22 protein-coding genes and 1 tRNA gene are annotated in these 25987 nt (G+C 65.5%); 15 read left to right on the top strand and 8 right to left on the bottom strand.

From position 1 onward, the window contains the following. Positions 1–50 precede the first annotated feature (50 nt). The 5 genes from DW2_RS03860 to DW2_RS03840 are packed head-to-tail and all read left to right on the top strand — an operon-like array spanning position 51 to position 4888. A complete protein-coding gene (locus DW2_RS03860; protein ID WP_038143935.1) occupies positions 51–1562 on the top strand; it encodes an aldehyde dehydrogenase (NADP(+)) in 1512 nt (503 codons plus the stop codon). Further along, entirely contained in the window at positions 1562–2461 is a 900-nt protein-coding gene (locus tag DW2_RS03855; protein WP_038143934.1) for a 2-dehydro-3-deoxygalactonokinase, read from the top strand. The genes DW2_RS03860 and DW2_RS03855 overlap by 1 nt, the downstream gene beginning before the upstream one ends. Further along, positions 2458–3081, top strand: coding sequence for a 2-dehydro-3-deoxy-6-phosphogalactonate aldolase (locus tag DW2_RS03850; RefSeq protein WP_038143933.1), 624 nt, complete (start codon positions 2458–2460; stop codon positions 3079–3081). Before DW2_RS03855 ends, DW2_RS03850 begins: the two co-directional genes overlap by 4 nt. Next, positions 3078–3959 carry an SMP-30/gluconolactonase/LRE family protein gene (locus DW2_RS03845; protein WP_038143932.1) on the top strand — a complete coding sequence of 294 codons (882 nt, stop codon included), beginning with the start codon at positions 3078–3080 and terminating at the stop codon, positions 3957–3959. Before DW2_RS03850 ends, DW2_RS03845 begins: the two co-directional genes overlap by 4 nt. Beyond that, positions 3959–4888, top strand: a complete 930-nt coding sequence (locus DW2_RS03840) for a Gfo/Idh/MocA family protein (protein ID WP_202900082.1) — start codon at positions 3959–3961, stop codon at positions 4886–4888. The genes DW2_RS03845 and DW2_RS03840 overlap by 1 nt, the downstream gene beginning before the upstream one ends. Before the next feature lie 645 nt (positions 4889–5533). Here the strand turns inward: DW2_RS03840 and DW2_RS03835 are convergent. Beyond that, positions 5534–6799: a hypothetical protein gene (locus DW2_RS03835; protein WP_156102869.1), complete on the bottom strand. Its 1266-nt coding sequence runs from the start codon at positions 6797–6799 to the stop codon at positions 5534–5536. A 642-nt stretch (positions 6800–7441) separates the two neighbouring features. Here DW2_RS03835 and DW2_RS19655 point away from each other — a divergent pair. Together DW2_RS19655 and DW2_RS03820 are read left to right on the top strand one after the other, a co-directional pair. Then, positions 7442–8359: a hypothetical protein gene (locus DW2_RS19655; protein ID WP_156102868.1), complete on the top strand. Its 918-nt coding sequence runs from the start codon at positions 7442–7444 to the stop codon at positions 8357–8359. A gap of 192 nt (positions 8360–8551) precedes the next feature. Next, positions 8552–9757 carry an IS256 family transposase gene (locus tag DW2_RS03820; protein ID WP_038143927.1) on the top strand — a complete coding sequence of 402 codons (1206 nt, stop codon included), beginning with the start codon at positions 8552–8554 and terminating at the stop codon, positions 9755–9757. A 279-nt stretch (positions 9758–10036) separates the two neighbouring features. On the opposite strand, the gene DW2_RS03815 is transcribed toward DW2_RS03820, so the two are convergent. The 4 genes from DW2_RS03815 to DW2_RS03795 all read right to left on the bottom strand — a co-directional run bounded on the left by DW2_RS03815 (position 10037) and on the right by DW2_RS03795 (position 14757). Continuing rightward, positions 10037–10126: transfer RNA gene (locus DW2_RS03815), tRNA-Ser, on the bottom strand. Positions 10127–10304: 178 nt separating this feature from the next. Next, positions 10305–12395 (bottom strand): ATP-binding cassette domain-containing protein, encoded by a 2091-nt coding sequence (locus DW2_RS19205; RefSeq protein ID WP_063137142.1) that lies wholly within the window; start codon positions 12393–12395, stop codon positions 10305–10307. 3 nt (positions 12396–12398) lie between these two features. Next, positions 12399–13586: a sugar ABC transporter substrate-binding protein gene (locus DW2_RS03800; protein WP_051855291.1), complete on the bottom strand. Its 1188-nt coding sequence runs from the start codon at positions 13584–13586 to the stop codon at positions 12399–12401. Between the two features lie 241 nt (positions 13587–13827). After that, positions 13828–14757: a PHP domain-containing protein gene (locus DW2_RS03795; protein WP_038143926.1), complete on the bottom strand. Its 930-nt coding sequence runs from the start codon at positions 14755–14757 to the stop codon at positions 13828–13830. A gap of 95 nt (positions 14758–14852) precedes the next feature. Here DW2_RS03795 and DW2_RS03790 point away from each other — a divergent pair, with 95 nt between their 5' ends. The 5 genes from DW2_RS03790 to DW2_RS03770 all read left to right on the top strand — a co-directional run bounded on the left by DW2_RS03790 (position 14853) and on the right by DW2_RS03770 (position 19047). Continuing rightward, positions 14853–15440: a tetratricopeptide repeat protein gene (locus tag DW2_RS03790; protein ID WP_038143924.1), complete on the top strand. Its 588-nt coding sequence runs from the start codon at positions 14853–14855 to the stop codon at positions 15438–15440. A 168-nt stretch (positions 15441–15608) separates the two neighbouring features. Next, a complete protein-coding gene (gene rpsD / locus DW2_RS03785) occupies positions 15609–16229 on the top strand; it encodes a 30S ribosomal protein S4 (RefSeq protein ID WP_038143923.1) in 621 nt (206 codons plus the stop codon). 177 nt (positions 16230–16406) lie between these two features. Beyond that, positions 16407–17507, top strand: a complete 1101-nt coding sequence (gene hisC / locus DW2_RS03780) for a histidinol-phosphate transaminase (protein WP_038143922.1) — start codon at positions 16407–16409, stop codon at positions 17505–17507. Next, the gene (locus DW2_RS03775; RefSeq protein WP_038143921.1) at positions 17504–18430 is read left to right on the top strand and encodes a prephenate/arogenate dehydrogenase family protein; all 927 of its coding nucleotides are present in this window, start codon (positions 17504–17506) and stop codon (positions 18428–18430) included. The genes hisC and DW2_RS03775 overlap by 4 nt, the downstream gene beginning before the upstream one ends. Continuing rightward, entirely contained in the window at positions 18427–19047 is a 621-nt protein-coding gene (locus DW2_RS03770) for an extensin-like domain-containing protein (RefSeq protein WP_081874838.1), read from the top strand. Before DW2_RS03775 ends, DW2_RS03770 begins: the two co-directional genes overlap by 4 nt. Here DW2_RS03770 and DW2_RS03765 read toward each other — a convergent pair. Further along, positions 19035–20090, bottom strand: a complete 1056-nt coding sequence (locus DW2_RS03765) for a DUF2125 domain-containing protein (protein ID WP_038143919.1) — start codon at positions 20088–20090, stop codon at positions 19035–19037. The two genes, DW2_RS03770 and DW2_RS03765, sit on opposite strands and share 13 nt — an antisense overlap. Positions 20091–20141: 51 nt before the next feature. Between DW2_RS03765 and DW2_RS03760 the strand changes: the two genes are divergently transcribed. From DW2_RS03760 to DW2_RS03750, 3 genes are all read left to right on the top strand, one after another. Further along, a complete protein-coding gene (locus DW2_RS03760; protein ID WP_238321245.1) occupies positions 20142–20690 on the top strand; it encodes a gamma-glutamylcyclotransferase in 549 nt (182 codons plus the stop codon). A gap of 61 nt (positions 20691–20751) precedes the next feature. Further along, positions 20752–21948, top strand: coding sequence for a biopolymer transporter ExbB (locus tag DW2_RS03755; protein ID WP_038143918.1), 1197 nt, complete (start codon positions 20752–20754; stop codon positions 21946–21948). Between the two features lie 3 nt (positions 21949–21951). Continuing rightward, entirely contained in the window at positions 21952–23343 is a 1392-nt protein-coding gene (locus tag DW2_RS03750; RefSeq protein ID WP_038143917.1) for a peptidoglycan -binding protein, read from the top strand. A 152-nt stretch (positions 23344–23495) separates the two neighbouring features. Here the strand turns inward: DW2_RS03750 and DW2_RS03745 are convergent, their stop codons facing one another. Both DW2_RS03745 and DW2_RS03740 read right to left on the bottom strand, forming a co-directional pair. Continuing rightward, positions 23496–24995, bottom strand: a complete 1500-nt coding sequence (locus DW2_RS03745) for a replicative DNA helicase (RefSeq protein WP_038143916.1) — start codon at positions 24993–24995, stop codon at positions 23496–23498. 239 nt (positions 24996–25234) lie between these two features. After that, complete coding sequence (locus DW2_RS03740; protein ID WP_038143914.1) at positions 25235–25912, bottom strand: orotate phosphoribosyltransferase; 678 nt, start codon at positions 25910–25912, stop codon at positions 25235–25237. Positions 25913–25987 lie beyond the last annotated feature (75 nt).

Genomic DNA, 25987 nt, shown 5'->3' with positions numbered 1-25987 from the left:
CCCCGCATCCTCCCCCTCGCGGGGCCGCACAGACAGGAAAGGAATTTTGCATGACTTATCAACCTCACGGACAGCATCTCATCGCCGGCGAACGCCTCGCGGGCGAGACCCGCTTCACCTCGCATCCGGTGACCGGCGCGGGGCTCGAGGTCTCCTGCGGCTCGGCCGATCTGGTCGATCGCGCGGTGCAGGCCGCCGAGGAGGCGTTCTGGACCTTCGGCTATACCAGCCGCGAGGACCGCGCCGTCCTGCTCGAGACGATCGCCGAGGAGATCGAGGCGCGCGGCGCCGACATCACCGAGATCGCGATGGCCGAAAGCGGGCTGCCGCAGGCACGCCTCGAGGGCGAGCGCGGCCGGACCACCGGCCAGTTGCGCATGTTCGCCGACCATATCCGCAAGGGCGATTATCTCGATCGGCGCCATGATCCCGCGCTTCCCGACCGTCAGCCGCTGCCGCGCCCCGATCTGCGCCTGATGCAGCGCCCGGTCGGCCCGGTCGCGGTCTTCGGCGCGTCGAACTTCCCGCTGGCCTTCTCGGTCGCGGGCGGGGACACGGCCTCGGCGCTCGCCGCGGGCTGCCCGGTCGTCGTGAAAGGCCACGAGGCGCATCCGGGCACCGGCGAGCTGGTGGCCGAGGCGATCGCGGCGGCGGTTGCGAAATGCGGCCTTCCGGGCGGCGTGTTCAGCCTCGTTCAGGGCGGCTCGCGCGAGGTCGGCGGGGCGCTCGTCACCCATCCGCTGATCGCGGCGGCGGGCTTCACCGGCTCGCTCGCGGGCGGGCGCGCGTTGTTCGATCTGTGCGCCCAGCGTCCCGAGCCGATCCCCTTCTTCGGTGAGCTGGGCTCGGTCAACCCGATGTTCCTTCTGCCCGAGGCGGTCACCGCGCGCGGTGCCGAGCTCGGCGCCGGCTGGGCGGGCAGCCTGACCATGGGCGTGGGCCAGTTCTGCACCAATCCCGGCATCGCCGTGGTGCTCGAGGAACAGGCCGAGGCGGTGATCGAAGGCGCGCGCGAGGTGCTCGCCAAGACCGGGGCGCAGGTGATGCTGACCGAAGGCATCGCCGAGGCCTACCGCAAGGGCACCGGCCAGATCGCCGGGGCGCCGGGCGTGCGCGAGGTGCTGACCTCGATGTGTGCGGGGCGCGAGGCACAGCCCAATCTCTTCGTCGTCTCGGGCAAGGACTGGCTGGGCAACCATGTGCTGAGCGACGAGGTCTTCGGCCCGCTCGGCCTGCTGGTGACCGTGGAGAGCGTCGACGAGATGGCGAAGGTCGCGCAAAGCTTCCGCGGCCAGCTCACGGTGACGCTGCATATGGACAAGGGCGACGCCGCGCTGGCGGGCCGTCTGATGCCGGTGCTCGAGCGCAAGGCGGGCCGGGTCATGGCAAATGGCTTCCCGACCGGCGTCGAAGTGTGCGATGCGATGGTGCATGGCGGGCCCTATCCGGCCTCGACCAATTTCGGGGCGACCTCGGTCGGCACGATGGCGATCCGGCGCTTCCTGCGCCCGGTCTGCTACCAGAACATCGCCGAGGATCTTCTCCCCGAGGATCTGCGCTGATGCACGAGGCGCCCGACTGGATCGCGGTCGATTGGGGCACCTCGCAGCTGCGCGCCTTCGCGATGAGCGGAGAGCGCGTGCTGGCCGAGGCCAGTTCGGACGAGGGCATGGGGCGGCTTGCGCCCGATGCCTTCGAACCCGCGCTGCTGCGCCTGATCGAGCCGTGGCTGGGTTCGGGCGTCACGCCGGTGATCGCCTGCGGCATGGTCGGTGCGCGGCAGGGCTGGGCGGAGGCACCGTATCGCACGGTGCCCTGCGCACCGGTCGCGCCGGGTGCCCTGATGCCGGTCGCCGCGCGCGATCCTCGGCTGAACGTGTCGATCCTGCCGGGGCTGTGCCAGGCCGATCCGGCAGACGTGATGCGCGGCGAGGAAACCCAGATCGCGGGCTTCCTGTCGCTCCATCCCGAGTTCGAAGGCACGCTGATCCTGCCGGGGACCCATTCGAAACATGTCCGTATCGCGGGCGGCGAGGTGACGGGCTTTGCCACCCATATGACGGGCGAACTCTTCGCGACCCTCGCGCAGCATACCGTCCTGCGTCACTCGGTTGCCGAGCTCGACGGCACGGCGCCCGAAGCCTTTGCCGAAGGTCTGCGCATGGGTCGGGCAGGCGAGGCGTTGTCGCGCCTGTTCGGGCTGCGGGCCGAGGCCTTGCTTTCAGGACTTTCGCCCGAGGAGGCGCGCGCGCGCCTCTCGGGCTTGCTGATCGGGGCCGAACTGGCCCAGCTTCCCGCAAGCGGCGCGGCGGTCGCGATCATCGGGGCAGGGGCGCTGGCAGCGCGCTACCGCGAGGCGCTGGCGCTGCTGGGGATCGCGGCTGCGGTCCATGACGGGGCCGAACTGGTTCGCCGCGGCCTGATCGCCGCCCGGGCCGCAGAGGAGGAGGAGGCGACATGAGCCGCAATATCATCGCAATCCTGCGCGGGATCCGCCCCGAGGAAGCCGTGGCCTGCGCCGAGGCGCTCGTGGAGGCCGGGATCACCCGCATCGAGGTACCGCTCAATTCCCCCGACCCGCTCGACTCGATCGGGGCGATGGCCGCGCGCTTCGCGGAGCACCCCGGGATCGAGATCGGCGCGGGCACGGTGCTCACGCCCGAGGAGGTCGCGCAGGTCGCGCAGCGGGGCGGTCGGCTGATCGTCTCACCCAATGCCGATCCGGCGGTGATCGCCGAGACGGCGTCGCGCGGGCTGCTGTCCTGGCCCGGTATCTTCACGCCGACCGAAGCCTTCGCGGCGCTGGCCGCCGGGGCGACGGGCCTCAAGCTGTTCCCCGGCTCGATGGCCGGTCCCGAGGGGTTGCGGGCGATGCGCGCGGTCCTTCCCAAGGGCACGCAGGTCTATGCGGTGGGCGGCGCGGGGCCCGAGAATTTCGGCGCCTGGTTCGCAGCCGGTGCGGACGGGTTCGGCATCGGCTCGGCGCTCTACAAGCCGGGAATGGACATCGACGAGGTCGCCCGGCGCGCCGCCGAAATCGTCGCCGCCTATGATGCCGCGCGCGCGGAGATCGCCCGATGACGCCCTTCGATACCCGCCTGTGCGAACTGGGGGAGGGGGCGCTCTGGCATCCGCTACGGGGCGAGCTCTTCTGGTTCGACATCCTCGGCCGGCACCTGCTGTCGCGTCACCCCGAAACCCACGAGACCCGCGAGGTCGCGCTCCCCGAGATCTGTTCGGCCGCCGCCTGGATCGATGCCGGGCATCTGCTCGTGGCCTCCGAGACCGGGCTCCGGATCTTCGACATCGCGGCGGGGCGGCTGGAAAAGCGGCTCGTCGCGCTCGAGGCGGATCAGCCCGGGACACGCTCGAATGACGGGCGCGCCGATCCCTGGGGCGGGTTCTGGATCGGCACGATGGGCAAGAGTGCCGCGCGCGAGGCCGGATCGCTCTATCGCTATGCACGAGGCGAGCTGCGCCGGCTGGTCGAGGGCATCACGATCCCCAATGCGATCTGTTTCTCGCCCGCGCGCGAGTTGGCCTATTTCGCCGATACCGCCACGGGGCAGCTTTACCGGGTCGCGCTCGATGCGGAGGGCTGGCCCGCAGCCGCGCCCGAGAGCTTCGTCGATTTCGCCGCGCACGGGCTTTCTCCCGACGGGGCGGTGACGCTCGCGGACGGCTCGCTTCGGGTCGCGCTCTGGGGCGCGGGCGCGGTGATCGCGGTCTCGCCCGAGGGCGAGCTCGGCGAGCGCATCGCGCTGGCCGCGCCGCAGCCGTCCTGCCCGGCGATGGGCGGTCCCGATTTTACCACGCTTTACTGCACCAGCGCGCAGGAGGGGATGGGCCCCGACGCGCTGGCCGCGGCGCCGCTTTCGGGCGCAGTTTTCACCCTATCCGATGCCGGGCAGGGCCGGGCCGAACCCGCCTTCCGCATCGCAACCGCAGGAGACGAATGATGAGTGATCCGATCCAGCTCGGCCTCGTGGGGCTTGGCACGATCGCCCGCAACCAGCACCTTCCCGCGCTCGAGGAGGTTCCGGAGCTGCGCCTGGCCGCGATCGCGAGCCGCAACGCGACGCTCGACGATCTGCCCTCCTATCACGATATCGACGCGATGCTGGCAGGCGAGGCGGGGCTGGGCGCGATCTCGCTCTGCACCCCGCCGCAGGGCCGCTTCGCCCAGGCCGTCGCCGCGATCCGCGCGGGCCGTCACGTGATGCTCGAAAAGCCGCCCGGAACCGGCGTGTCCGAGGTGCAGGCGCTGGCCCGGCTCGCCGAGGAGAAGGGCGTGACGCTCTTCGCGACATGGCATTCGCGCGAGGCCGCCGCCGTCGAATTGGCGCGCGCGCTGCTTTCCGATGTCGCGATCCGGCGCGTCGAGATCACCTGGAAGGAAGATGTGCGCCACTGGCATCCCGGCCAGGAATGGATCTGGGAGCCGGGTGGGCTCGGCGTCTTCGATCCGGGCATCAATGCGCTGTCGGTGCTGACGCGGATCCTGCGCGATCCGGTGCGGCTCGAACGCGCCGAGCTCGAGATCCCCTCGAACAAGCAGGCCCCGATCGCGGCGCAACTCGCGATGGAGACCGCCTCGGGCGCGCCGATCGCGGCGGAGTTCGACTGGCGCCAGACCGGGCCGCAGACCTGGGATATCCGGGTCGAGACCGAGGGCCCCGAGGTCTTGCTGCGCGAAGGCGGGGCGCGTCTCTATGTCGACGGGCAGGAGAGGATCGCCGCCGAGGATCGCGAATATCGCAGGCTCTATGCGCGTTTCGCCGAACTGATCGGGGCGGGACGCTCCGATGTCGACCTCGCGCCCCTGCAGCTCGTGGCCGATGCGTTCCTCCTCGGCGCGCAGCGCGCGGTCGAGCCCTTCCACGAGTGAGCACAGCGCGCACCGGTTGATCTTGGGCGCGTGCGCCAGGTTCTGCTCTGCCGACCGATTTGGGGCACCGAACGCTGGAGTTGGCCGATTCCTCGCGACGGCGGTCTCGAGACCCTATCGGGAAGGTGCCCGCCCTGGCCCCGACGCGCTCTGCCAATGGACCTTGTCTAAATTGCATCGCCTCAGACCAAAGGCGTGTCTTCTTCGCGAGCGGCGCGCGAGGCTTGAACCGACCCTGATGCGAAAGCGGCGACCCAAGGCAACACCTTCGGAGTGGTCCCCACGCCTCGCACGTGGAGAGGATGCGTGTTGCTTCTCGCCGCATGAAAGCGGAGGCGCAAATGGGAAAAGCGTGGACGGAACGGAAGGCTTTGGTGAGGCCTTTTTCGGCGCGGGCACGTGTCTCGCGATTGCGACATGGGCGAGCCATGCCCAAGATGCGCTCGTTGGCGGGGTAACTTGCGTCGCGCTTCCCCTCCGCCTGTGGGATTCACACGCCCCGAGGTCGGTTCGTGCCGATGATGGGGCGGCGCGCGATCGCTTTTCTCGAAGAAACCTTCGCGTATGCACTGTGCGCCGTTATTGGACGTCGGGCTCAGAAGGGGAGAATTTCCAAATGCGTGATGGGAAAAAACCGATCCATCTCTATTGGGCCTCGTCCAAGAGGTGATGACGCGCGAAGACAAGCATCAGGCTAAAAAGGCTCATTATCATTAGAAATATAGAGATGCCCGAAACATCATGGCCGACATAATAGGCGTATTCAAAGGCCGTCGGAAAGAAGTGTGTATATAGTAGCATCATCGCCGCTGAAAGCGTAACCGCTGCGAAATGAAAGGTTTTCGAAAATGTGCCCGCCTTCGCAAGAAGGGAGACAAAAAGAAGAATGAGCAGGTTCCCGTTGAATATAATCCTTGTCATGTCACTCCCGCCCAGCAGGCCCAAAACGAGGAACGCGAGAGAGCCAATAAATAAGAAAAACGCCACCTTGCTTTTCAAGGCGAACTGAAGAGCCCTCTTCGCCGGATATACGTAAACGAGAAAGAATCCCGTTGCGGAGAAAATCGATCCGAACCAAACTATTATTCTGAAGGGTTCCCTTAGGCTCTCCTTGAGGAAGTGAATAATTGTTCCGAGAGAAGAGGGGGCCGGATAAAACGGAAGCGGAAAGGCTTCCTTTTCTACCGCCTTCAAGAAATCCAGCGTTAAGTAGATCGCGAAATACAGGCCAATCAAGAAATACACCGTACGTTTCTCGATCCCAACAAAGAAGCAAAAGTTTCGTTTTGCGTCGCAGTCAAAATCCTTTGCGAATCGAACCTTGGAAGAAAACATCAGATCCGCTAGGGTAATAAGAAGTGCGAGGACTAAGAAGGTCTGCTTGGTCAGCAAGCCGGCAATGAGTGAAATCACCAAGAAGAAACGCCAATTTTTGATATAGCAAAGGATGACCAGCGCAAAAATCGCGTAAGCAAGCGGATCCACTAACTTCGGATTGGCGTAGTATGTTGGGAATCCGGACGGGTGCAGGAGAAACCACAGTCCGATCAGAAGATAGTCGACGCTTCCCAGTTCCAATTCCCAGATTATCAGCGCCAGGAACACAAGGAATAGAATAACGCAGATCAAATTAAGTATCAGAAACGAGTCGGTAATTTCGTACGGGAATAAGGAGGCAAGAAACGGAGCGAGTACCCGCGTATTGAAGGGAAAAGGAATCGTAGTGGGGGTCCATGCACGAAAAGCCTCGGTCATCGCAGTGTAATGGACGCAATCGCCCGCTCCATAACATGCGTGAGGGTTGGCTGAAACGTACCCGATCACTGCAATCGCAGCGAAAAGAAAAAAGACTCCGCTGAAGAGCAAGACGCTGCCTCTGCCTCTCACGGGATCACTTCTTTTTTCTTGCATCCAGTGTACCTCAGACTTCAAAAAATGTTACGGACTCGCAGTAATCCGGGCAAGCATGACAATCTGTTCGACAGAAAGCACTGGTGACGTCCAATAGAGGTGGAGGCGTACCTGAGCGGCTTATAACCTACGGAAGGTGTAATCAAGGCACAGCGGTCGGCAACCGTGCGCCATAGCTCACATCAGATTGAGAACCGAAAGCCCGCCTCGAGCGCACGGATCTGCGCTCGCGTACAGCTTGAAGGCGCTGAGGCTGAGGGCGTGCTGCGGGGGACCCTGCCGGAACGGGGAATTTCCCGACCAAGAACCTTCTGCTTTGCAGAAATTCCGACGCCCGTGATCAGCGGGAAGAGATGCGTCCGGAAGACCCTGAGATGGGCGGTGACCTGCCCCACGACGAACACGTCCGGACCGCAGAGTTCCATCTGTTTCGCCAACCATTTGAAGAGAATAAATCATGATGGACGATAAGCCCATCGTGCGCTAGATCTTCAACCTCACCATCCGCTAGAGACAGGGGTGTCTGCGAGTGCTACCTCTAGCGAGTTTGTCAGCCGACGAGGTTTTAAGCTTGCCGACGAGATCGCATTTTAGTTCGAGTGAAGTTTTCCGCTTGATGCAGCTGACAGGGTTCGGAACGCGATGAGCGGGCGAATTTTCCTGCATATCGGCCCGCCGAAGACCGCAACAACATCCCTACAGATCGGGCTACAGGGACTCCATATCGAGGGGGCATCTTACCTCGGGACCTCTCAGCCGAGATCGCCAGCGCAAAATGCCGAAAGCAATGTTCTCATTCGTGTGTCCCGTGCGGACCCCGGTTGCACCGAAGAAGCGCAGCTTCTTCGCGCCTCACTGGAGGGACGCGTCGCGCGAGGCGAAACCGTCATTGTGTCGGAAGAGATGTTCGTCGTCGGAGACAGCGAGGAAACGATCAAAGACCAACTCCGTAGATTGGTCGCATTTCTCGAAGGATTGCCGACTACAGTGATTGTCGCCCTTCGTGACCCCCGAAAAGCAATTCCCTCTTATTATCAAGAGATCTATCGCTCGCTCCCATTTGACCTGGTGCGCGACTTCGATCGTTTCACCAGGGACGGACGAACCTACTGCTTTGACTACAACGCCCTGTGCTCTTTCATTGAGTCTCTTGGCGTCGATCTTCATTTAATTGATTTCCGTTTGCTAATGGTGAGCGAGATGGCACTTTCTCGCATTCTTGGCCCATCATCCGAACTTGATGCGACATTGCAGTTACCCAAAGCCAATGTCAGCAAGGTTTCCAATGATGGAGAGTTGCGTTTCTTGCCGGGTTCAAATCTCGCGCTGTTAGGGGAGACACGCAGCGTGAAGGCGATCATAGACTGTCTGGGGTTGCGCAGTCTCCCTGGGTGGAAGAGAGCAGGACGCATCGCGAGGCGCATTCCACTCCAGAGATCGCGCCACATAGCCTTGCAGCTAGATGCGGCCTCTGAAAAGCACTTCCTCGGTTCTTTTGAAAGCGCCCGCAGAAAGTGGAACCCTAGCATTGCTCCGTTGTTCGAGAGCCACCGAAACTAATGCGTAGGGAAAAGGCAATTAGTCTGCCATGGTTCTTTCATCCAGCAAAGAACCGCTGAGCGATCCAACTGTTAGTGTCCGCGCACGTGGTGTAATTTCTGCGCCGTCAAAGGTGTAATCCCGGGTGGCCATCGAGGTGTATGGTCGAGGTGGAGTTTCGACGCTTCAACCACGAACCTTACGGAGACCCCGATGACCAAGACCAACATGGACCTGTCTGCGCTTCTGGCCAAGCACGATCAGGGTGATTTGCTGCGCAACATTGCAGAGGCCGTCCTTCAGCTGATCATGGAGGCGGATGTGGATGGCCTGATCGGTGCTGGCAGGCACGAACGCAGCGGCGAACGCACAACCTGGCGAAACGGGTATCGAGAGCGCGCTCTCGATACCCGTTTGGGCACACTGAACCTGCGGGTTCCGAAGCTGCGGCAGGGCAGCTACTTCCCGGGCTTTCTCGAAGTCCGCAAGACCTCGGAACAGGCGCTCGTTGCCGTGATGCAGGAGGCATGGATTGGGGGCGTGTCCACCCGACGCGTCGACGAACTGGTGCAGGCCATGGGTCTGGGCGGCATCTCAAAGAGCACCGTTTCCAAGCTATGCAAGGACATCGATGAACGGGTCGGCGAATTCCTGAACCGCCCGCTGACCGGGGAATGGCCCTATGTCTGGCTGGATGCGACCTATCTCAAGGTGCGCCAAGGCGGCCGGATCGTGCCAGTCGCGGCCATAATCGCCGTGGCGGCCAACACTGAAGGGCGCAGGGAAATCATCGGTCTTGGTATCGGCCCCTCCGAGGCTGAGACCTTCTGGACCGAGTTCCTGCGTTCCCTGCGCGCCCGAGGCCTTGGCGGGGTCAAGCTGGTGATCAGCGACGCCCACACCGGCCTCAAGGCCGCCATTGCCCGGGTCTTCGAGGCAACGTGGCAAAGGTGCCGCGTTCACTGGATGCGTAACGCACTGGCCCATGTCTCGCGCGGCCAGCACACCGTCGTCGCCGCCGCAATCCGGCAGGCCTTTGATCAGCCCGACCGCGGTCATGCCGGCGAGACTTGGCGCAAGGTGTCCGAGCAACTGCGCCCGCGGTGGCCGAAGTTGGCAGACCTGATGGACGCAAGTGAACACGACGTGTTGGCCTACATGTCCTTCCCACGTCAGCACCGCACCAAGCTGCACAGCACGAACCCCATCGAGCGCCTCAACAAGGAAGTGAAACGCCGCGCCGATGTCGTCGGGATCTTCCCGAACGAGGCCTCAATCATGCGTCTGATCGGCGCGGTGTTGTTCGAGCAGAACGACGAATGGCAGACCGCCAGCCGCTACATGATGGTCGAGGCGTTCACGCAGATCGACAAGGAGGAGATCGACCCCATTCTCAGCATAACAACGAAGGCCGCCTGATCATGACCTCAGGCCACACGGGAATTTACACCACCTTGACGGACGTGACCATCCAACTCAACGATAGTCTATCCAGGGCTTCGATAACACTTCCCGGACCCGCTCCCAGTTGGAGCTGCGCCGCGCTTCATTTCCGCTGCTTGAACTCGCTCGGAGGCATGGAAGAACCGCGAGGGCCGCACCGCTTTCCCATATGCGTGTCGTGATGGCGTGTGGAGATGTTCAATTTGCACCACAGCTAAGCTTCAGAATGCTACGCTGTTTTCGTCGCTAGGTGGATGGCGGAGACGAAGGGATTCGAACCCTCGAGACGGTTTCCCGCCTACTCCCTTAGCAGGGGAGCGCCTTCGACCACTCGGCCACGTCTCCGCCGACCCGTATAGGGATCGTGGCAGGGGGAAACAAGCGGTTTTTCGAGCGATTTTCGCAGGTCTCGCAAATTGCCGTGCGGGAGGTGCCGGGGCAGGGTGAGGGGAAGGGGGCGGGAATGAATAAGGCGCGCGCGGATGGGTGTCCGCGCGCGCCTTTGAGGGTCGGTGGTTCGGTCTCAGCGCGTGGTTTCACCGCGCCGGCGCACGACGACATCGACCGTGATCGAGGCCAGCAGGACCAGCGCGGTCGCCATCAGCTGCACCGCCGCCGGCAGCCCCAGAAGCGCCATGCCGTTGACGATCGCCGCGATCACCACGCCGCCCAGCACCGCATGGAGCGGATGACCGCGCCCGCCGAAGAGCGACGTGCCGCCGATCACCGCCGTCGCCACGACATAGAGCACGATCGTGCCGCCGTCGAAGCTGGTCGAGATCGAGCGCAGCCGCGAGGCGTAGAGCACGCCACCCAGCCCCGCCGTCGTCGCGGCCAGCGTGAAGGCTGCGGTGCGGATCAGGCGCAGGTTGATGCCTGCGCGCCGGGCCGCCTCGGCATTGCCCCCGATCGCGAGCACATAGCGCCCGAAGCGCAGCTTGCCGAGCAGGAAGGACCAGGCCAGCAGCACCGCGAAGACGATCGGAATCCCCCAGGGCATGCCCGAGAGCGGGAAGCGCGCGATGCCACGGTTCATGTTCGAGATCACCACGAGCACCACGCCCGCCAGCACCGCCGCCCCGATCTTCATCAGCGTCAGCCCGAGCGGCGGCGCGACGAGTCCGTGCTTCCGCCGCACCGCGTCCTTGCGGTAGATCAGCGCCGCATAGACCGCCACGACGAGCCCGGTCAGAACCCAGCCCGCGGTGGGGCTCAGCGTGCCATTGGCGAAGTTGTTGAGCGTCTCGTCCGCGATCGGCACCGTGCCGCCCGCGCCCAGAAGCTGGATCATCAACCCGTTGAAGCCCAGAAGGCCCGCCAGCGTCACCACGAAGGACGGCAGTTTGAGCCGGGTGATGAGCGAGCCCTGCACGAGCCCGAGAAGCGCGCTCACCCCGAGCGCGACGATCAGCGCCGCCCACCAGGGCCAGCCGATCCCCGGCGCGACGAGAAGCGTCGCCACCGTCGCCCCGATCCCGGCCACGAAGCCGAGCGAGAGGTCGATCTCGCCCAGAAGCAGCACGAAGACCTGGCCCATCCCGATCATCATGAAGACCGAGCCCTGCACGAGCAGGTTCACGAGGTTGCCGGGCGAGAGGAATTTCGCGTTCTCGATCTGGAAGATCGCCGAGATCAGCACGAAGCCGAGCACGACCGGCAGCACGCCGCTCTCGCCCGCCTTGATGCGCGACCAGCTGCGCGCGATGTAGCTGGAGAAGCTTTCGCTCTCGCCCGCGCCCACGACGGCGGAGGGGCCTTCCTCGCCCGAGGCCGCGCGCTCGGCCGCGACCTCCCGGGCGTTCTCGGCCGCGATCGACGGCGCGGCCCGACCCTTGCCCGGTTCGACGACATGGTCGGACTTGCCGGTGGTCATCAGTTCGACCACGCGCTGCGTGTCGAATTCCTCGACCGGGGCCTGCCCGACCATCTTGCCCAGACGCAGAATGGCGATGTTGTCGGCGACCGCGAAGACGTCGTTGAGGTTGTGCGAGATCATCACGACCGCGAGCCCCTGATCGGCCAGCCGCCGCACCAGTTGCAGCACCTGCCCGGTCTGGGCGACGCCCAGAGCCGCGGTGGGTTCGTCGAGGATCACCAGCTTTGAATTCCACATCACCGCCTTGGCGACCGCGATCGACTGGCGCTGACCGCCGGAGAGCGCCGAGACCGGCGCGCGGATCGAGCGCAGGGTGGTGACCCTGAGCCCGGCCAGCGTCTCGGCCGCGGCACGTTCCATCGCGTCCTCGTCGAGCGTGCCGTTCGTCAGGATCTCGCGGCCGAGGAACATGTTCTGCACCACGTCGAGATTGTCGCACAGCGCGAGGTCCTGATAGACGACTTCGATCCCCAGTTCGGCGCTCTCGCGCGGGCTGCGGATGCGGACTGGCGCGTCCTCCCAGAAGATCTCGCCGCCATCGGCTTCGTGGATGCCCGCGATCGTCTTGGTCAGCACGGATTTGCCCGCGCCATTGTCTCCCACCAGCGCGGTCACCTCGCCGGGGCGGACCTCGAAATCCACCCCGCTCAGCGCCTGCACCGCGCCGAAACGCTTCTCCAGGCCCCGGATGCGGAGGATCGCATCGCGGGACCCGGTGCCATTACCCATATCGCGCATCGCTTACGACTGCCCGATGCCGGCGGCCTTGCACGCCTTGCCGGTCGCGCCGGTGCACAGCTTGGCCTGATCGACGAAGTGATCCTTCACCACCGTCTTCGCCATGTTCTTCGGCGTGACCCAGATCGGCACCTCGAGAACCGAGGGGACTTCCTTGTTTTGCGAGCTGTCCATCGTCTTGCCGTTCACGAGGCCCGCCGGCGGGGTCTCGCCCGCACGCAGATAGACCGCAAGCGCGGCCGCCGCCTGCGCTTCGAGATAGATCGGCTTGTAGACGGTGCCGCACTGATAGCCGCTCAGCACGTTTTGCAGACCGGTCAGCGTGGCGTCCTGACCGGTGGTCGGGAAGCTCTTGGCCGGGACATGCAGCGTCTTGAGATAGGAGATCACCGCGTTCGCGTTGTCGTCATTGGGGGTCACGACCGCGTTGATGTCGGGATGGGCGGTGAATTGCTGCTCGAAGGTGGTGCGCGCCACCGACGGGTCCCAGGTGCCCGCGGGCTCGCCCGCATTCTTGTACTTGCCGCCTTTGAACTGCGGCTGCAGCACGTCCATGTAGCCCTGCTTGAAGAGCGTGGCGTTGTTGTCGTCGGGCGAGCCGGCCATCACGAGGATGTCGGGACTCTTGATGTTCCAGTCGGCGAGGCACTGCTCCATGCCCTTGCCGATCAGCTTGCCGACCGAGACGTTGTCGAAGCTGATATAGTAGTCGCGCTGGCCGCCCACGGTCAGGCGGTCATAGTCGATCACGGCGACGCCATGATCCTTCGCATATTTTTCGACCGCGGCGCCGCCGCCCGAGGAAATCGGGTCGAGCAGGAGCACGGTCGCGCCCTGGCTGATATCGGTCTGGGCCTGGGTGAGCTGATCGGCCTCCGAGCCCTGCGCATTGGTGATGATCAGGTCGCTCGCCGCGAGCCCCGCCGCGGCGAAGGCCTTCTTCAGATAGGGGGCGTCGAACGAGGTGTAGCGCGCCGAACTTGCCGTGTCGGGCAGCAGAACGCCGACCTTGCCCTTGCCCTTCGCGGTGATGTCCTTGAGCTTCGCCATCGCGGCGAAATCGGCGCCGAAATCCGAGGCCTTGATGGTGGCCGCCTGCGCCGCGCCCGCGACGAGGCCGAGCGCGAGAAGACTGGTGCCCGCGAAGCCGGCCGCTTTCATCGCGGCCGAGGGGCGTTTGGAATGTGTCATCTGGATCCTCCTGGACCGGGCGTCTCCTCCATTCGGCCTCAGGATCGTGACCTGCCGCCGATCGCCCGTCCTGCGCGCAATACCGCAGGTCGGGGAGGGCAGGATGCGCCGCCCGGAGCACGCATCCCGTTAGCGCAATCATGGTGCGCCGGACCGGGCTGAACAGGGGGCGGGGGATCAATTTTGATCGCGCCCGTGTGACGCGGGCGCGATCGATTGTTGAAGGTGGGGCGCAGCCCGATCAGGCCTCGCGCCAGATCGGGTTCGACCAGGCGCGGCGCCCGGCTGCGTCGATCACCGAGACGCGGATCCAGGGCGATTTGGCAAAGCGCGAGAGCGCGATCTCGGTACGGGTGAGCGAATTGCCGTGTTTCGCCACCGCCGCGCATCCGTGCCCCTGAACGATCACCGTGGCGGCCGAGGAGGATTCGACCGTGATCTTCTTGTCGTCCCAGCTGATCTGGCGCAGCTGCGGGCCCTGGCTCGAATAGTAGTGGCCCGCCTTGAGCGCCTCGAGCAGCGCCTCGGGGGTGTTCTCGGCCGCGCCCACCATCACCCAGCCGCCGAAATGGTCGGGCTCGGTGAAATGTGCGTCGTCGGTCGCGACCAGGTTCAGCCGCTTGCCTTCGCTCAGGAGCAGGTCGAGCGTGTGGAACCCGTCCGCGCGGTCGCAGCCCGTCGCGCAGCCGTGGTTGTAGGTCTCGACCGCATGCGCCGATTCGATCGAGCGCGCATCGTTCATCGTCATGCCCGACCATTGCGGGTGGGCGATCGCGACGAACGCCCCGGCATCGACGGCGCGTTTCGCGATCTCGGGGCCGGTTTCCTGCCCCTCGACCGGGTTGAAATGCGGAGCGTTGGCGGGCTCGAAATCGGCCGGCAGGCCGACGGCGAGGATATGCCAAAGCTCTCCGTTCTCCATCGGACCGGAATGCAGCTCCGCGCCCAGAAGCGTCGTGAAATCGTCATCACGGAAGGGCAGGGTGTCTGCGATCGGGTAGTTGAAGAGGCCGATGAAGTGATCGGTCAGCGCGAGGAAGTCATAGCCTTCCGCCTTGTAGCGGCGGCAGACCTCGGCGGGGTCGAGGCAGCCGTCCGAGAGGTTCGAATGGGTATGCAGGTTGCCGCGCCAGAAGGGCAGGCCGGTATCGAAAAGAGCGTTCAAGAGCATCCTCCGTCAGTTTGCGCGCACCCCTTCGCAGGATCGCGCAACAGCGATGTGACAATCCGCGTGCATCCGCAACGATTTTCGCGGATGGTGCGCGCATGAGCGGATTGGCGAAACTCGGGCATCTGATTGCCGCGCAGGACTGGGCGGGGGCGGAGGCGCTGCTGCGCCGCGAGGCGAAGCGCAAGGACGCCTCGGCGCCGATCTTCTACAATCTGGCGAAGGTTCTCGAAGCTGCGGGCCGGCCCGAGCAGATGGGCCATTGGCTCACCCGGGCGGTCAAGAGCGATCCGCGCTACGCGATCGCCTGGTTCGAGCTTGGACGCGTGCGGCTCGCCGCCGATCAGCTCGAGGAGGCGCGCGCGGCTTTCGCCAAGGCGCTCGCGCTCGACCCGCAGGATGGCGATGCGGCGCGCAACCTGATGCGGCTCGCGCTGCGTCTGGGCCACTGGGAGGAAGCGGCGGGGGCGGCGCATCGTCTCGGCGCCGATCCCGAGGCGCTCGCCGCCCGCTACCGCGTGGCCTGCGAGCTGGGCCATGACGAGGAGGCGGCCCATCTACGCGCCTCCCTGCTGCACGATCCCGCGAACCGGGCGCTTGCGCTCAAGGCGCTCACCCGCGTCGCGCGCGGCCAGCTGCCGATGCATCTTCCGCCCGCCGGGGCAAACGGGGGCCAGAGCGGTTGACACCCCGATCGCAGCCTGTATAAGCCCGCCATCCCGGTGACGAGAGTTGCCGGGGTTATTCATTGGTGTTGGTGGACCCCGCGAGGGGAAACCTGTCGCCCGAAACCTCTCGGATGGGGTTGAGGGAGGAGGACAACGCCCTTCGACACGCTAAGAAGGAGATCAGCCGTGACCAAACGCACGTCTGCCAAGTACAAAATCGACCGCCGCATGGGCGAAAACATCTGGGGCCGCGCCAAGTCGCCGGTGAACCGCCGCGAATACGGCCCCGGTCAGCACGGTCAGCGCCGCAAGGGCAAGCTGTCGGATTTCGGTATCCAGCTGCGCGCCAAGCAGAAGCTCAAGGGCTACTACGGCGACCTGACCGAGAAGCAATTCCGCCGCATCTACGCCGAAGCCGAGCGTGTGAAGGGCGACACCGGTGAAAACCTGGTCGGCCTGCTCGAGCGCCGCCTCGACGCGCTGGTCTACCGCGCCAAGTTCGTGCCGACCGTCTTCGCCGCGCGTCAGTTCGTCAACCACGGCCACGTGCTGGTGAACGGCAAGAAAGTGAACATCCCCTCCTACCGCCTGAAAGAAGGCGATGTGGTCGAGGTTCGCGAGAAGTCGAAGCAGATGGCTCTGGTTCTCGAAGCCGTCCAGTCGGCCGAGCGCGACGTTCCTGATTACCTCGAAGTCGACCACAACAAGCTGACCGCGAAATTCGTGCGCACCCCGGCTCTGTCGGACGTGCCCTACGCGGTCGTCATGGAACCGAACCTGGTCGTCGAATTCTACGCGAAGAACTGATCCCGTTCTTCGCCGATCTTCGGGAAAGGCCGCACCTCCGGGTGCGGCCTTTTTCGATTCTCGGACCAACAGGCGGGCGGCGTTGCATCCCTGCCGCGTCGTCGCGGACGGGTGATCTTCTCACTAGCCCTGCGCGGGCTTGGCGGATAGAAGTCGGTCAAGATTCAGGAGAGCTCAATGACCACGCATATCCGTCCCCAGCCCGGCATCATGGACATCGCCCTTTACGAGGGCGGGGCCTCGCATGTGGCGGGGCGCACCGACGCGATCAAGCTCAGCTCGAACGAGAACCCGTTCGGCCCCTCCGACAAGGCCAAGGATGCCTTCGTCAAATGCGCGCATACGATGCATCGCTACCCCTCGACCGACCACGCGCGGCTGCGCACGGCGATCGGCGAGGTGCACGGGCTCGATCCCGACCGGATCATCTGCGGCGCGGGTTCGGACGAGATCATCCACCTGCTGTGCCAGTCCTTCGTGGGCCATCGCGACGAGGTCGTGTTCACCGAGCACGGCTTCCTGATGTACCGGATCGCGACGCAGGCGGCGGGCGGCACCCCGGTGCAGGTGGCCGAGCGCGAGCGCACCACCGATGTCGACGCGATCCTCGCGGCCTGCACCAAGAAGACCAAGCTCGTCTTCCTTGCCAACCCGAACAACCCGACCGGCACGATGATCGGTCTGGCCGAGCTCGAACATCTCGCCGCCGGTCTGCCCAAGGGCGTGCTGCTGGTGGTCGACGGGGCCTATGCGGAATATGTCGAGGGCTATGATGGCGGGGCGGAACTTGCCACGCGCCTGCCCAACGTGTTCATGACCCGGACCTTCTCGAAGATCTACGGGCTGGGCGGGTTGCGCGTGGGCTGGGGCTACGGCCCGCGCGAGGTGATCGACATCCTCAACCGCATCCGTGGCCCGTTCAACCTCTCCACCGCGCAGCTCGAGACCTCCGAGGCCGCGGTGCGCGATCAGGACTGGGTCAACAAGTGCCGCGACGACAACACCCGCCTGCGCGCGTGGTTGGCCGAGGCGCTGGCTGAAAAGGGCGTTCCGTCAGATACTTCGACGGCGAACTTCATCCTCGCACGCTTCGCCTCCGAGGAGGAGGCCACGGCCTGTGACGCCTATCTCAAGACCGAAGGCATCATCGTGCGCCGGGTCGCGGGCTACAACCTGCCCAACTGCCTGCGCATCACGGTGGGCGACGAGCCCTCCTGCCGCCGGGTCGCGCATCTCATCGGCGTGTTCAAGGCGGGCGGCGCGGGACCGCAGGAATGAGCGTGATCTACCAGAAGGTCGCGCTGATCGGGCTCGGGCTGATCGCCTCCTCGATGGCCCGCGCGATGCGCGAGCACGGGCTCGCGGGAGAGATCACCGGCCATGCCCGCTCGGCCGAGACGCGCGCGACCGCGCTCGAGATCGGGCTGGTGGACAAGGTCTTCGACACGGCCGCCGAGGCGGTGGACGGCGCCGATCTGGTGGTGCTCTGCGTGCCCGTGGGCGTGATGGGGCAGATCGCCGAGGAGATCGCTCCGCATCTGGCCGAGGGCGCGACGGTCACCGATGTCGGTTCGGTCAAGCGTGCGGTGATCGACGCGGTCGGGCCGCATATGCCCGCCCATGTCCATTTCATTCCGGGCCACCCGCTGGCCGGGACCGAGCAATCGGGCCCGCGCTCGGGCTTCGCCTCGCTTTTCGTGAACCGCTGGTGGCTCTTCACGCCGCTCGAGGGGACGGATCCGGCCGCGCTCGATCGGCTCAAGTCGCTCGTCACCGCGATGGGGGCGAATGTCGACGAGATGGAGCCCGATCACCACGATCTCGTGCTCTCGGTCGTGTCGCATACGCCGCATCTGATCGCCTATACGATGGTGGGCGTGGCCGATCACCTGCGCCGGGTGAGCCAGCAGGAGGTCATCAAGTATTCGGCCTCGGGCTTTCGCGACTTCACCCGGATCGCGGCTTCGGACCCGACCATGTGGCGCGACGTGTTCCTGACGAACAAGGAAGCCACGCTCGACATTCTCGGGCGCTTCACCGAGGAGCTCTTCATGCTCCAGCGGGCGATCCGGATGGGCGACGGGCAGATGCTGCACGATTACTTCTCGCGCACCCGCGAGATCCGGCGCGGTATCATCGAGGCGGGGCAGGATACCGATGCACCCGATTTCGGGCGCGTGCCGAAGAAGGGCGAGGGATGAGGGCGGGCGCGCTCATCGCCTTCGCGGCGCTGGTGGCCCTGGGCTCGTGCGGCCGTGGCGGCGAAGAGCGTGAGCCGCGCGCGGCGCGCTATTCCTCTTCCGGCAGCCTGTGCGGCATTCCCGGCCTCGAAGGGCAGGTCATCGCGCCGATCGACGGTCCGGGCGCCTGCGGGATCGAGAACCCCGTCCAGATCACGGCCGTCTCGGGCATCCGGCTGACGACGCCCGCGCGGGTGAACTGTTCCGCGGCGCGGTCCTTCAAGCGGTGGGTCGATCGCGGGATCCGCCCGGCGGTCGGGCGGCGCGGCGGCGGCATCGAGGCGATCCGCATCGCCGCCTCCTATTCCTGCCGGTCGCGCAATTCGCAGCGCGGCGCGAAGCTTTCCGAGCACGCGAAGGGCAATGCGATCGACGTCTCCGGGGTGATCCTGCGCGACGGGACACGGCTGAGCGTGCTCGAGAACTGGCGCGGCGACGGGCGGCGGGTGATGCGCAAGATGCACCGCTCGGCCTGCGGCCCCTTCGGCACCGTGCTCGGGCCGAAATCCGACCGCTTCCATCAGGACCACATCCATGTCGATGTGGCGCGTTACCGCTCGGGTCCTTACTGCCGCTGAACCGGGAGCTGCGGCGCCGCGCCCAGCGGGATCGGCCCGAGCCGCATCATCCCGTTCTGGAAAATCAGCGGCACGGTCACCGCATTGCCCGGGTCCTGCGCGGCCAGCATCGTGCCCACGCTGGTCACCACCTTCACCTCGTCCTGGCCGATCAGCCCGAGCTTCTGCGCCACCTCGACCCATTTGCGCCAGCTGGCCGAGCGGATCTCGATCGTGCCCTCGGGATAGCCGCTCGCGTCGATGCGCAGGTCACCCTTGGCCGAGAGGTCGTTGCCGCCCCAGCTGAGCGAAAGGTCGGAGAGCGAGAAGGTCATCACCCCGGGCAGGCCCCGTTGGAGCGCGGCGCGGGTGATCGGCGCCTGCAGCCCGGTGACCGCGTCGAAATGGAGCCGCGCAAGCGTGGTGGGCAGCCCCGCCTTGGTTTCCAGATCCTGCGCGATCTCGGGTGGCAGGGTCAGGTTCACCGCCTCCGCGCCGAGCCGGTAGGCCGCGCCCGGCATCACCAGATCGCTCGCGCTGGCCGAGGAGCCGAGCGCGCCCTGCGCCTTGTCCTCGCGCGAGATCGCGAGGCGGATCTGGTCGGCGGAGACCTCGGGGGTGCTGCCGGTTTTCGGGATCAGGACGGGTTTGCTGAGCACCGCGACCGCGTCTTCGAGAGGCAGGGCAGGGGAATAGCTCACGCGTGCCGAGGCGCGCATATCGGCGAGGTCGAGCCGGTAGCTGCGATCGCCGATGTCGAGTTCCTGCCCCGAGGGCAGATAGGCGATCACCTCGTTCGGGCGGTAACCGAGTGCGAAGAGCTGCGCGAAAGGCGCCTGCCAGTGCCACAGCCCGTCGCCCCCGGTGAGTTGCGGTTCGTCGAAGGTCAGATCGAAGCGCGACGGGAATCCCGCCAGCGAGACCGATTTCGCATCGCCCCAGCCTTCCGAGCGCGCCTGCGAGACCATCGCCTGCGCGCCCGCCTCGATCTTGCGCGCGCCCATGAACCAGTACCCGCCATAGGCAAGCGTCAGGATCACCACCAGCCAGATCAGTTTGCGCATCGCCTGCGGCCCCTTTGCAAAAACGTCGTCACCCATGTAAGGCGTGGCGCGATGCAGAACCAGTCCATGCAAGACACGATCTGGATCTTCGGCTACGGCTCGCTGATCTGGGACCCGGGCTTCGACCCGGCCGAGCGTCTTCTCGCCCGCGCGCCGGGATGGGAGCGGTCTTTCTGCATGCGTTCGCTCGTCCATCGCGGCAGGCCCGAGGCGCCGGGTCTGGTTCTGGCGCTCGACGAGGGGGAGGGGACCTGCGCGGGGCTCGCCTTCTCGGTGCGCGCCGGGCAGGAAGCCGAGGTGATGGATTATCTGCGCAAGCGCGAACTCGTGACCGCGGCCTATCTCGAACGCGAGGTGGCGCTCGATCTGGCGGATGGGCGGCGCGTGCACGCGGTGACCTATGTGATCGACCGCCATCACGACCAGTATTGCGGCGGGCTCACCCATGAGGAGCAGGCCGCGATCATCGCCCAGGCCCATGGCGGGCGCGGTCCGAACCACGAATATCTGTTCAATACGGCAGCACATCTGCACGAATTGGGGATTCCCGATCCGAGCCTTGATGCACTGGCGGCACGGGTGCGCGAATTGATGCGTTAACCCTTGGCGAAACGGGAGTGCGCGGCTAGGCTCCCGTCGAAACAGGCAAGAGAGACAATCCATGCACGAGCCGGACCGGCTGGAGCCGCAATTTTCGCAACCCGTGCGTCAGGTTCTCCTGATGCTGCTGGTCCTCGGACTGGTGGGCGCGGGCGGCTATTTCGCATATTCCCGCATCTTCCCGATCTTCCTCGCAAATCCCTGGCTCAACGGGGTCATCGCGGCGGTCTTCGTGATCGGTATCCTCGCCTGCTTCTGGCAGGTGGTGCAGCTGGTCAAGGCGGTGAACTGGATCGAGAGCTTCGCGGCCGACCGCCCGGGGCGCCCGCATTACACCGCCCCCTCGATGCTCGCCCCGCTTGCCGCCCTGCTGGGCTCGCGCGAGGCACGCCGCGCGGTGTCGTCTTCCTCGGGCCGCTCGATCCTCGAATCCGTCGCGACCCGGATCGACGAGGCGCGCGACATCACGCGCTACATCGCGAGCCTTCTGATCTTCCTCGGTCTGCTCGGCACCTTCTACGGCCTCGCCACGACCGTGCCCGCCGTGGTCGAGACGATCCGCGCGCTCGCACCCAAGCCGGGCGAGAGCGCGATGGGCGTCTTCGACAACCTGATGACCGGGCTCGAGGCGCAGCTGGGCGGCATGGGCACGGCGTTCTCCTCCTCGCTGCTGGGCCTTGCGGGGTCGCTCGTCGTCGGGCTTCTCGAACTCTTCGTGACCCACGGGCAGAACCGTTTCTACCGCGAGCTCGAGGAATGGATCTCCTCGATCACCCGGCTGAGCTTCACCGCGCTCGAAGGGGACGAGGGCGAGAATTCGATGATCGCGGGGATCCTCGATCACATGTCCGAGCAGATGGAGCAGATCCAGACCCTGTTCGTGCGCTCCGATGCGGGCAGGGTGCAGACCGAGGCGCGTATCGCCCATCTGTCGAATGCGATCCACGACCTGTCCGAGCGTCTGGGCTCCGAGCTCGACGCGCGTGCGCAGCAATATCACGCGCTCCAGCAGATGGCGGACGGGCAGGAGCGGCTGATCGGCTCACTCGACATGCTCGCCGCGCGCACCGCCGAGGGCGCGCCCGAGGCCGAGGCGCTGATGGAGACCCGGATGCGGCTGCGCTCGATCGACCAGCAGATGATGCGGATGCTCGAGGAGGTCTCGGCCGGCCGACAGGAGAGCATGGCCGACCTGCGCCATGATTTCGCGGCGCTCACCCGTGCCATTCTCGGCTACAAGCCGCGCATCGAGGACTGATCCATGGCGCTCGCCCGTCGCAGCAACAATCGCTTCTCGACGAATATCTGGCCCGGTTTCGTCGATGCGATGACGGCGCTCCTGCTGGTGCTGATGTTCGTGCTGTCGATCTTCATGATCGTGCAATCGGTGCTGCGCGACACGCTGAGCACCAAGGAAACCGAGCTGTCCTCGCTCAACGAGCAGGTCGCCAACCTCGCCAAGGCGCTCTCGCTCGAGCAGACCCGCAGCCAGACGCTGACCGGCCAGCTCGAGGATGCGAAGGACAAGGCGGACGAACAGCAGACCCTGATCGCGACGCTGACCTCGCAATTGCAGGACCGCAAGGCCGCGCTCGACAGCGCGACCCAGAAGATCACCGAATTCGAGGCCCGCGTGGCCCAGCTGATCGGCGAGCGGGACGCGGCGCGGCAGGATGCGACGGCCAGGGCCGACGAGATCCGCCTGAGCAAGCAGACCATCGCCGATCTGCGCGACAAGCTGACCAAGTCCGGCGACGAGGTGGCGGCGATGACGCTTCAGCTCGAGGAGGCGCGCAAGCAGGCCGAGGAGACGCTCACCCTGCTCGCCGCCGCGCAGGCCGCCAAGAAGGACCTCCAGGCGCAGCTCGACAGCCAGCTGAGCGAGGCGGAGAAACAGGCCGCGCTGAAGGCGACCGCGCAGAAGGCGCTCGAGCAGCAGAAAGCGATCTCGGATCAGGGCGCGAAGAAGGTGGCCCTGCTCAATCAGCAGGTCGCGGCGCTGCGCACGCAGCTTGCCCAGCTCCAGAACGTGCTCGACGAGGCGCAGCAGAAGGATGCCGATGCCAAGGTCCAGATCGACAATCTGGGCCAGCAGCTCAACGCCGCGCTGGCGCGTGCCGCCGCCGAGGAGAAGAAGCGCGCCGATCTAGAGGAGCAGATGCGCAAGGAGGCCGAGGCCAAGGCGAAGGATCTGCAGAATTACCGCTCGGAATTCTTCGGCAAGCTGTCGCAGGTGCTCAAGGGCAAAGAGGGCGTGAAGGTCGAGGGCGACCGTTTCGTCTTCTCCTCCGAGGTGCTCTTCCCGCCGGCCTCCGCCACGCTCTCCGATGCCGGCAAGGCGCAGATCAAGCAGGTGACCGACCTGCTCGACCAGCTGCGCGGCGAGATCCCGAAGGAGATCCCGTGGATCATCCGCGTGGACGGCCATACCGACGACACGCCGCTTTCGGGGCAGGGGCAGTTCAAGGACAATTGGGAGCTCAGCCAGGCCCGCGCGCTCTCGGTGGTGCGCTACATGGTCGACGATCTGGGCTTCCCGCCGCAGCGCCTAGCCGCCGCGGGCTTCGGGCAATACGATCCCGTGGCCACCGGCGACACACCCGAAGCCCGCGCCCAGAACCGCCGGATCGAGCTGAAGCTCACAGAACGCTGAGAGCGGGGAAAGGGGGCGCTGCCCCCTCTTTCCTGACGGAAATTCACCCCCGGGATATTTTTCAGGCCCGAATCCGGTCTTCGGGCCTGCGTAAATATCCCGGGGGAGTCGCCGAGGAGGCGACGGGGGCGGCGCCCCCGCCCTTTGCGGGTTCAGAACCCTTCGGACCCGTCGCCCTGCCAGGGTTTCGCGAGATCGGAGAAGCGGGTGAACTGGCTTTCGAAGGCGAGCTCGACCGTGCCGATCGGGCCGTGGCGCTGCTTGCCGAGGATGACCTCGGCCTTGCCATGCACGCGCTCGGCCTTCTGCATCCATTCGGCGAATTTCGGATCGTCTTCCGGCGGCTTGAGGCGTTCATGGTAGTATTCGTCGCGATAGACGAACATGACCACGTCGGCATCCTGCTCGATCGAGCCGGATTCGCGCAGATCCGAGAGCTGCGGGCGCTTGTCCTCGCGGCTTTCCACCGTCCGGCTCAGCTGGGAGAGCGCGATGACGGGGATGTTGAGCTCTTTCGCGATCGCCTTGAGGCCCATCGAGATCTCGCCGATCTCCTGCACCCGGTTGTCGCCGCGCCCCGAGCCGCGCAGGAGCTGCAGGTAGTCGACCATCACCACGTCGAGCCCGTGGGTGCGTTTGAGGCGCCGGCAGCGCGCCGCGACCTGGCCGATCGGCAGGGCGGGCGTGTCGTCGATATAGAGCGGGCAGGCTTCCAGCGCCTTCGCGGCCTCGACGAAGCGGCGGAATTCGCTCTCGGTCATGTCGCCGCGGCGGATGCGTTCCGAGGGCACCTCCGAGGCTTCCGAGAGGATACGCGCGGCCAGCTGCTCGGCGCTCATCTCGAGCGAGAAGAAGCCGACCACACCGCCCTCGACCGCGCCCTCGACGCCGTCATGGCGGATGCCGCGCTTGTAGGCCTTGGTGATGTTGAAGGCGATGTTGGTCGCGAGCGAGGTCTTCCCCATCGAGGGACGGCCGGCGAGGATCAGAAGGTCGGAAGGGTGGAAGCCGCCCAGCTTCTTGTCGAGATCGGTCAGGCCGGTCGAGACCCCCGCGAGACCGCCATCGCGCTGATAGGCGGCGTTGGCCGATTGCACCGCATCGGTGACGGCCGAGAGGAACGAGGTCCAGCCTTTCTGCGCCTGGCCTTCCTCGGCGAGGTTGTAGAGCCGCTGTTCGGCCGAGGCGATCTGTTCCTTGGGGTCGTCGTCGATCGTGGGTTTCGACGCGCGCGTGGAGATGTCCTGCCCGAGCTCGATGAGCCCGCGCCGCACCGCCATCTCATAGATCATCAGCGCGTAGTCGCGCGCCGCATAGGCCGAGATCGCAGCACCCGCGAGCCGTGCGAGATAGGCGGGGCCGCCCAGTTCCTTGAGCCCCGCATCGTCCTCGAGATAGGCCTTGAGCGTGACCGGCGAGGCCAGCGCGTTCTTCTGGATCTTGGCCGAGGCGACCTCGTAGATCCGCTGGTGGACCGGCTCGTAGAAATGCTCCGGTTTGATGACCGCGGCGATCCGGTCATAGATGTCGTTATTGGTGAGGATCGCGCCCAGAAGCTGCTGCTCGGCCTCGATATTGTGCGGCAGCGCGGTCCCTTCGGCGGGAAGGTTGCCCGGCTGACCCTCGTCGGGACGTTGTGCCTGATCGTTCATATCCTGCCTCTTTCAACTGTCCGCCCCTGGCTCTTCTAGCGGAAGGCGGGGGTGAACGGAATCTGGATAAGTCCGGGGAAAACCGGACTGTTTCATGCCGTGTTTCAGGGAATCTGGTGGGCTCGACGGGGCGAGCCTACCATATCTTGACCATGGGCTCGAGCGGCGCGAGCGGGGAGCGAAAATGCTCCCCAACCCATCCACAGCTTCATCCACAGAAATTTCCGTGAGCCCGCGGCTCAGCCCTTGCGCGCCTCCTGCCAGGGCCGGGGCGCGTTCAGGAAGGCCTCGACCTCGTCGAGCGTCTCCTTCGAGAAGCTGCCCTGCTCGCGCGCCTCGGCCAGAACGTCCCACCAGGTGCACAGGTGGTGCAGTTCGACGCCATGGTCGCGCAGGTTCGGCACGGTCTCGGGGAAGATGCCGTAATAGAAGATCACCGCCGTGTGCCCGCAGGTCGCGCCGGTGTCGCGGATCGCGTCGACGAAGCTCAGTTTCGAGCCGCCATCGGTGGTCAGATCCTCGACCAGCAGCACGCGCTGGCCCTCGCTCATCGCGCCCTCGATGCGCGCGTTGCGCCCGTAGCCTTTCGGCTTCTTGCGCACATAGGTCATCGGCAGCGCGAGGCGCTCGGCGACCATCGCGGCAAAGGGGATGCCCGCCGTCTCTCCGCCCGCGATATTGTCGAATGCCTCGAAGCCCGCCTCGCGCATCACCGTGACGGCGAGGAAATCCATCAGCGTCGAACGGATTCGCGGGTAGGAGATCAGCTTGCGGCAGTCGATATAGGTGGGCGAGGGCAGGCCCGAGGCGAGCGTGAAGGGCTCGTCGGCATTGAAATGCACCGCGCCGATTTCCAGAAGCATCCGGGCGGTGAGCCGGGCGATTTCGTCTTTGCTGGGGAAGGAGTTGGGGATCATCGGTTCGTCCTTATCATGTCTGGCTTCCAACTGCGGCAAATCTTCCCCGCGGAGCTGCCATCGGTTGGGCCGGGA

Origin of the sequence: Thioclava atlantica (assembly GCF_000737065.1) — a bacterium.
GTDB classification, from domain to species: domain Bacteria; phylum Pseudomonadota; class Alphaproteobacteria; order Rhodobacterales; family Rhodobacteraceae; genus Thioclava; species Thioclava atlantica.
This window is presented reverse-complemented; position numbering and strand designations above follow the sequence as displayed.

Bases quoted from the DNA above. Each gene is read 5' to 3' on its own strand.
- DW2_RS03835 (WP_156102869.1), bottom strand. From the start codon at position 6,799: ATGCAAGAAAAAAGAAGTGATCCCGTGAGAGGCAGAGGCAGCGTCTTG.
- DW2_RS03850 (WP_038143933.1), top strand. From the start codon at position 2,458: ATGAGCCGCAATATCATCGCAATCCTGCGCGGGATCCGCCCCGAGGAA.
- DW2_RS03840 (WP_202900082.1), top strand. From the start codon at position 3,959: ATGAGTGATCCGATCCAGCTCGGCCTCGTGGGGCTTGGCACGATCGCC.
- DW2_RS19655 (WP_156102868.1), top strand. From the start codon at position 7,442: ATGAGCGGGCGAATTTTCCTGCATATCGGCCCGCCGAAGACCGCAACA.
- DW2_RS03860 (WP_038143935.1), top strand. From the start codon at position 51: ATGACTTATCAACCTCACGGACAGCATCTCATCGCCGGCGAACGCCTC.
- DW2_RS03770 (WP_081874838.1), top strand. From the start codon at position 18,427: ATGAGGGCGGGCGCGCTCATCGCCTTCGCGGCGCTGGTGGCCCTGGGC.
- hisC (WP_038143922.1), top strand. From the start codon at position 16,407: ATGACCACGCATATCCGTCCCCAGCCCGGCATCATGGACATCGCCCTT.
- DW2_RS03845 (WP_038143932.1), top strand. From the start codon at position 3,078: ATGACGCCCTTCGATACCCGCCTGTGCGAACTGGGGGAGGGGGCGCTC.
- DW2_RS03775 (WP_038143921.1), top strand. From the start codon at position 17,504: ATGAGCGTGATCTACCAGAAGGTCGCGCTGATCGGGCTCGGGCTGATC.
- DW2_RS03750 (WP_038143917.1), top strand. From the start codon at position 21,952: ATGGCGCTCGCCCGTCGCAGCAACAATCGCTTCTCGACGAATATCTGG.
- DW2_RS03740 (WP_038143914.1), bottom strand. From the start codon at position 25,912: ATGATCCCCAACTCCTTCCCCAGCAAAGACGAAATCGCCCGGCTCACC.
- DW2_RS03765 (WP_038143919.1), bottom strand. From the start codon at position 20,090: ATGCGCAAACTGATCTGGCTGGTGGTGATCCTGACGCTTGCCTATGGC.
- DW2_RS03800 (WP_051855291.1), bottom strand. From the start codon at position 13,586: ATGACACATTCCAAACGCCCCTCGGCCGCGATGAAAGCGGCCGGCTTC.
- DW2_RS03795 (WP_038143926.1), bottom strand. From the start codon at position 14,757: ATGCTCTTGAACGCTCTTTTCGATACCGGCCTGCCCTTCTGGCGCGGC.
- DW2_RS03745 (WP_038143916.1), bottom strand. From the start codon at position 24,995: ATGAACGATCAGGCACAACGTCCCGACGAGGGTCAGCCGGGCAACCTT.
- DW2_RS03755 (WP_038143918.1), top strand. From the start codon at position 20,752: ATGCACGAGCCGGACCGGCTGGAGCCGCAATTTTCGCAACCCGTGCGT.
- DW2_RS03790 (WP_038143924.1), top strand. From the start codon at position 14,853: ATGAGCGGATTGGCGAAACTCGGGCATCTGATTGCCGCGCAGGACTGG.
- DW2_RS03820 (WP_038143927.1), top strand. From the start codon at position 8,552: ATGACCAAGACCAACATGGACCTGTCTGCGCTTCTGGCCAAGCACGAT.
- DW2_RS19205 (WP_063137142.1), bottom strand. From the start codon at position 12,395: ATGCGCGATATGGGTAATGGCACCGGGTCCCGCGATGCGATCCTCCGC.
- DW2_RS03855 (WP_038143934.1), top strand. From the start codon at position 1,562: ATGCACGAGGCGCCCGACTGGATCGCGGTCGATTGGGGCACCTCGCAG.
- DW2_RS03760 (WP_238321245.1), top strand. From the start codon at position 20,142: ATGCAGAACCAGTCCATGCAAGACACGATCTGGATCTTCGGCTACGGC.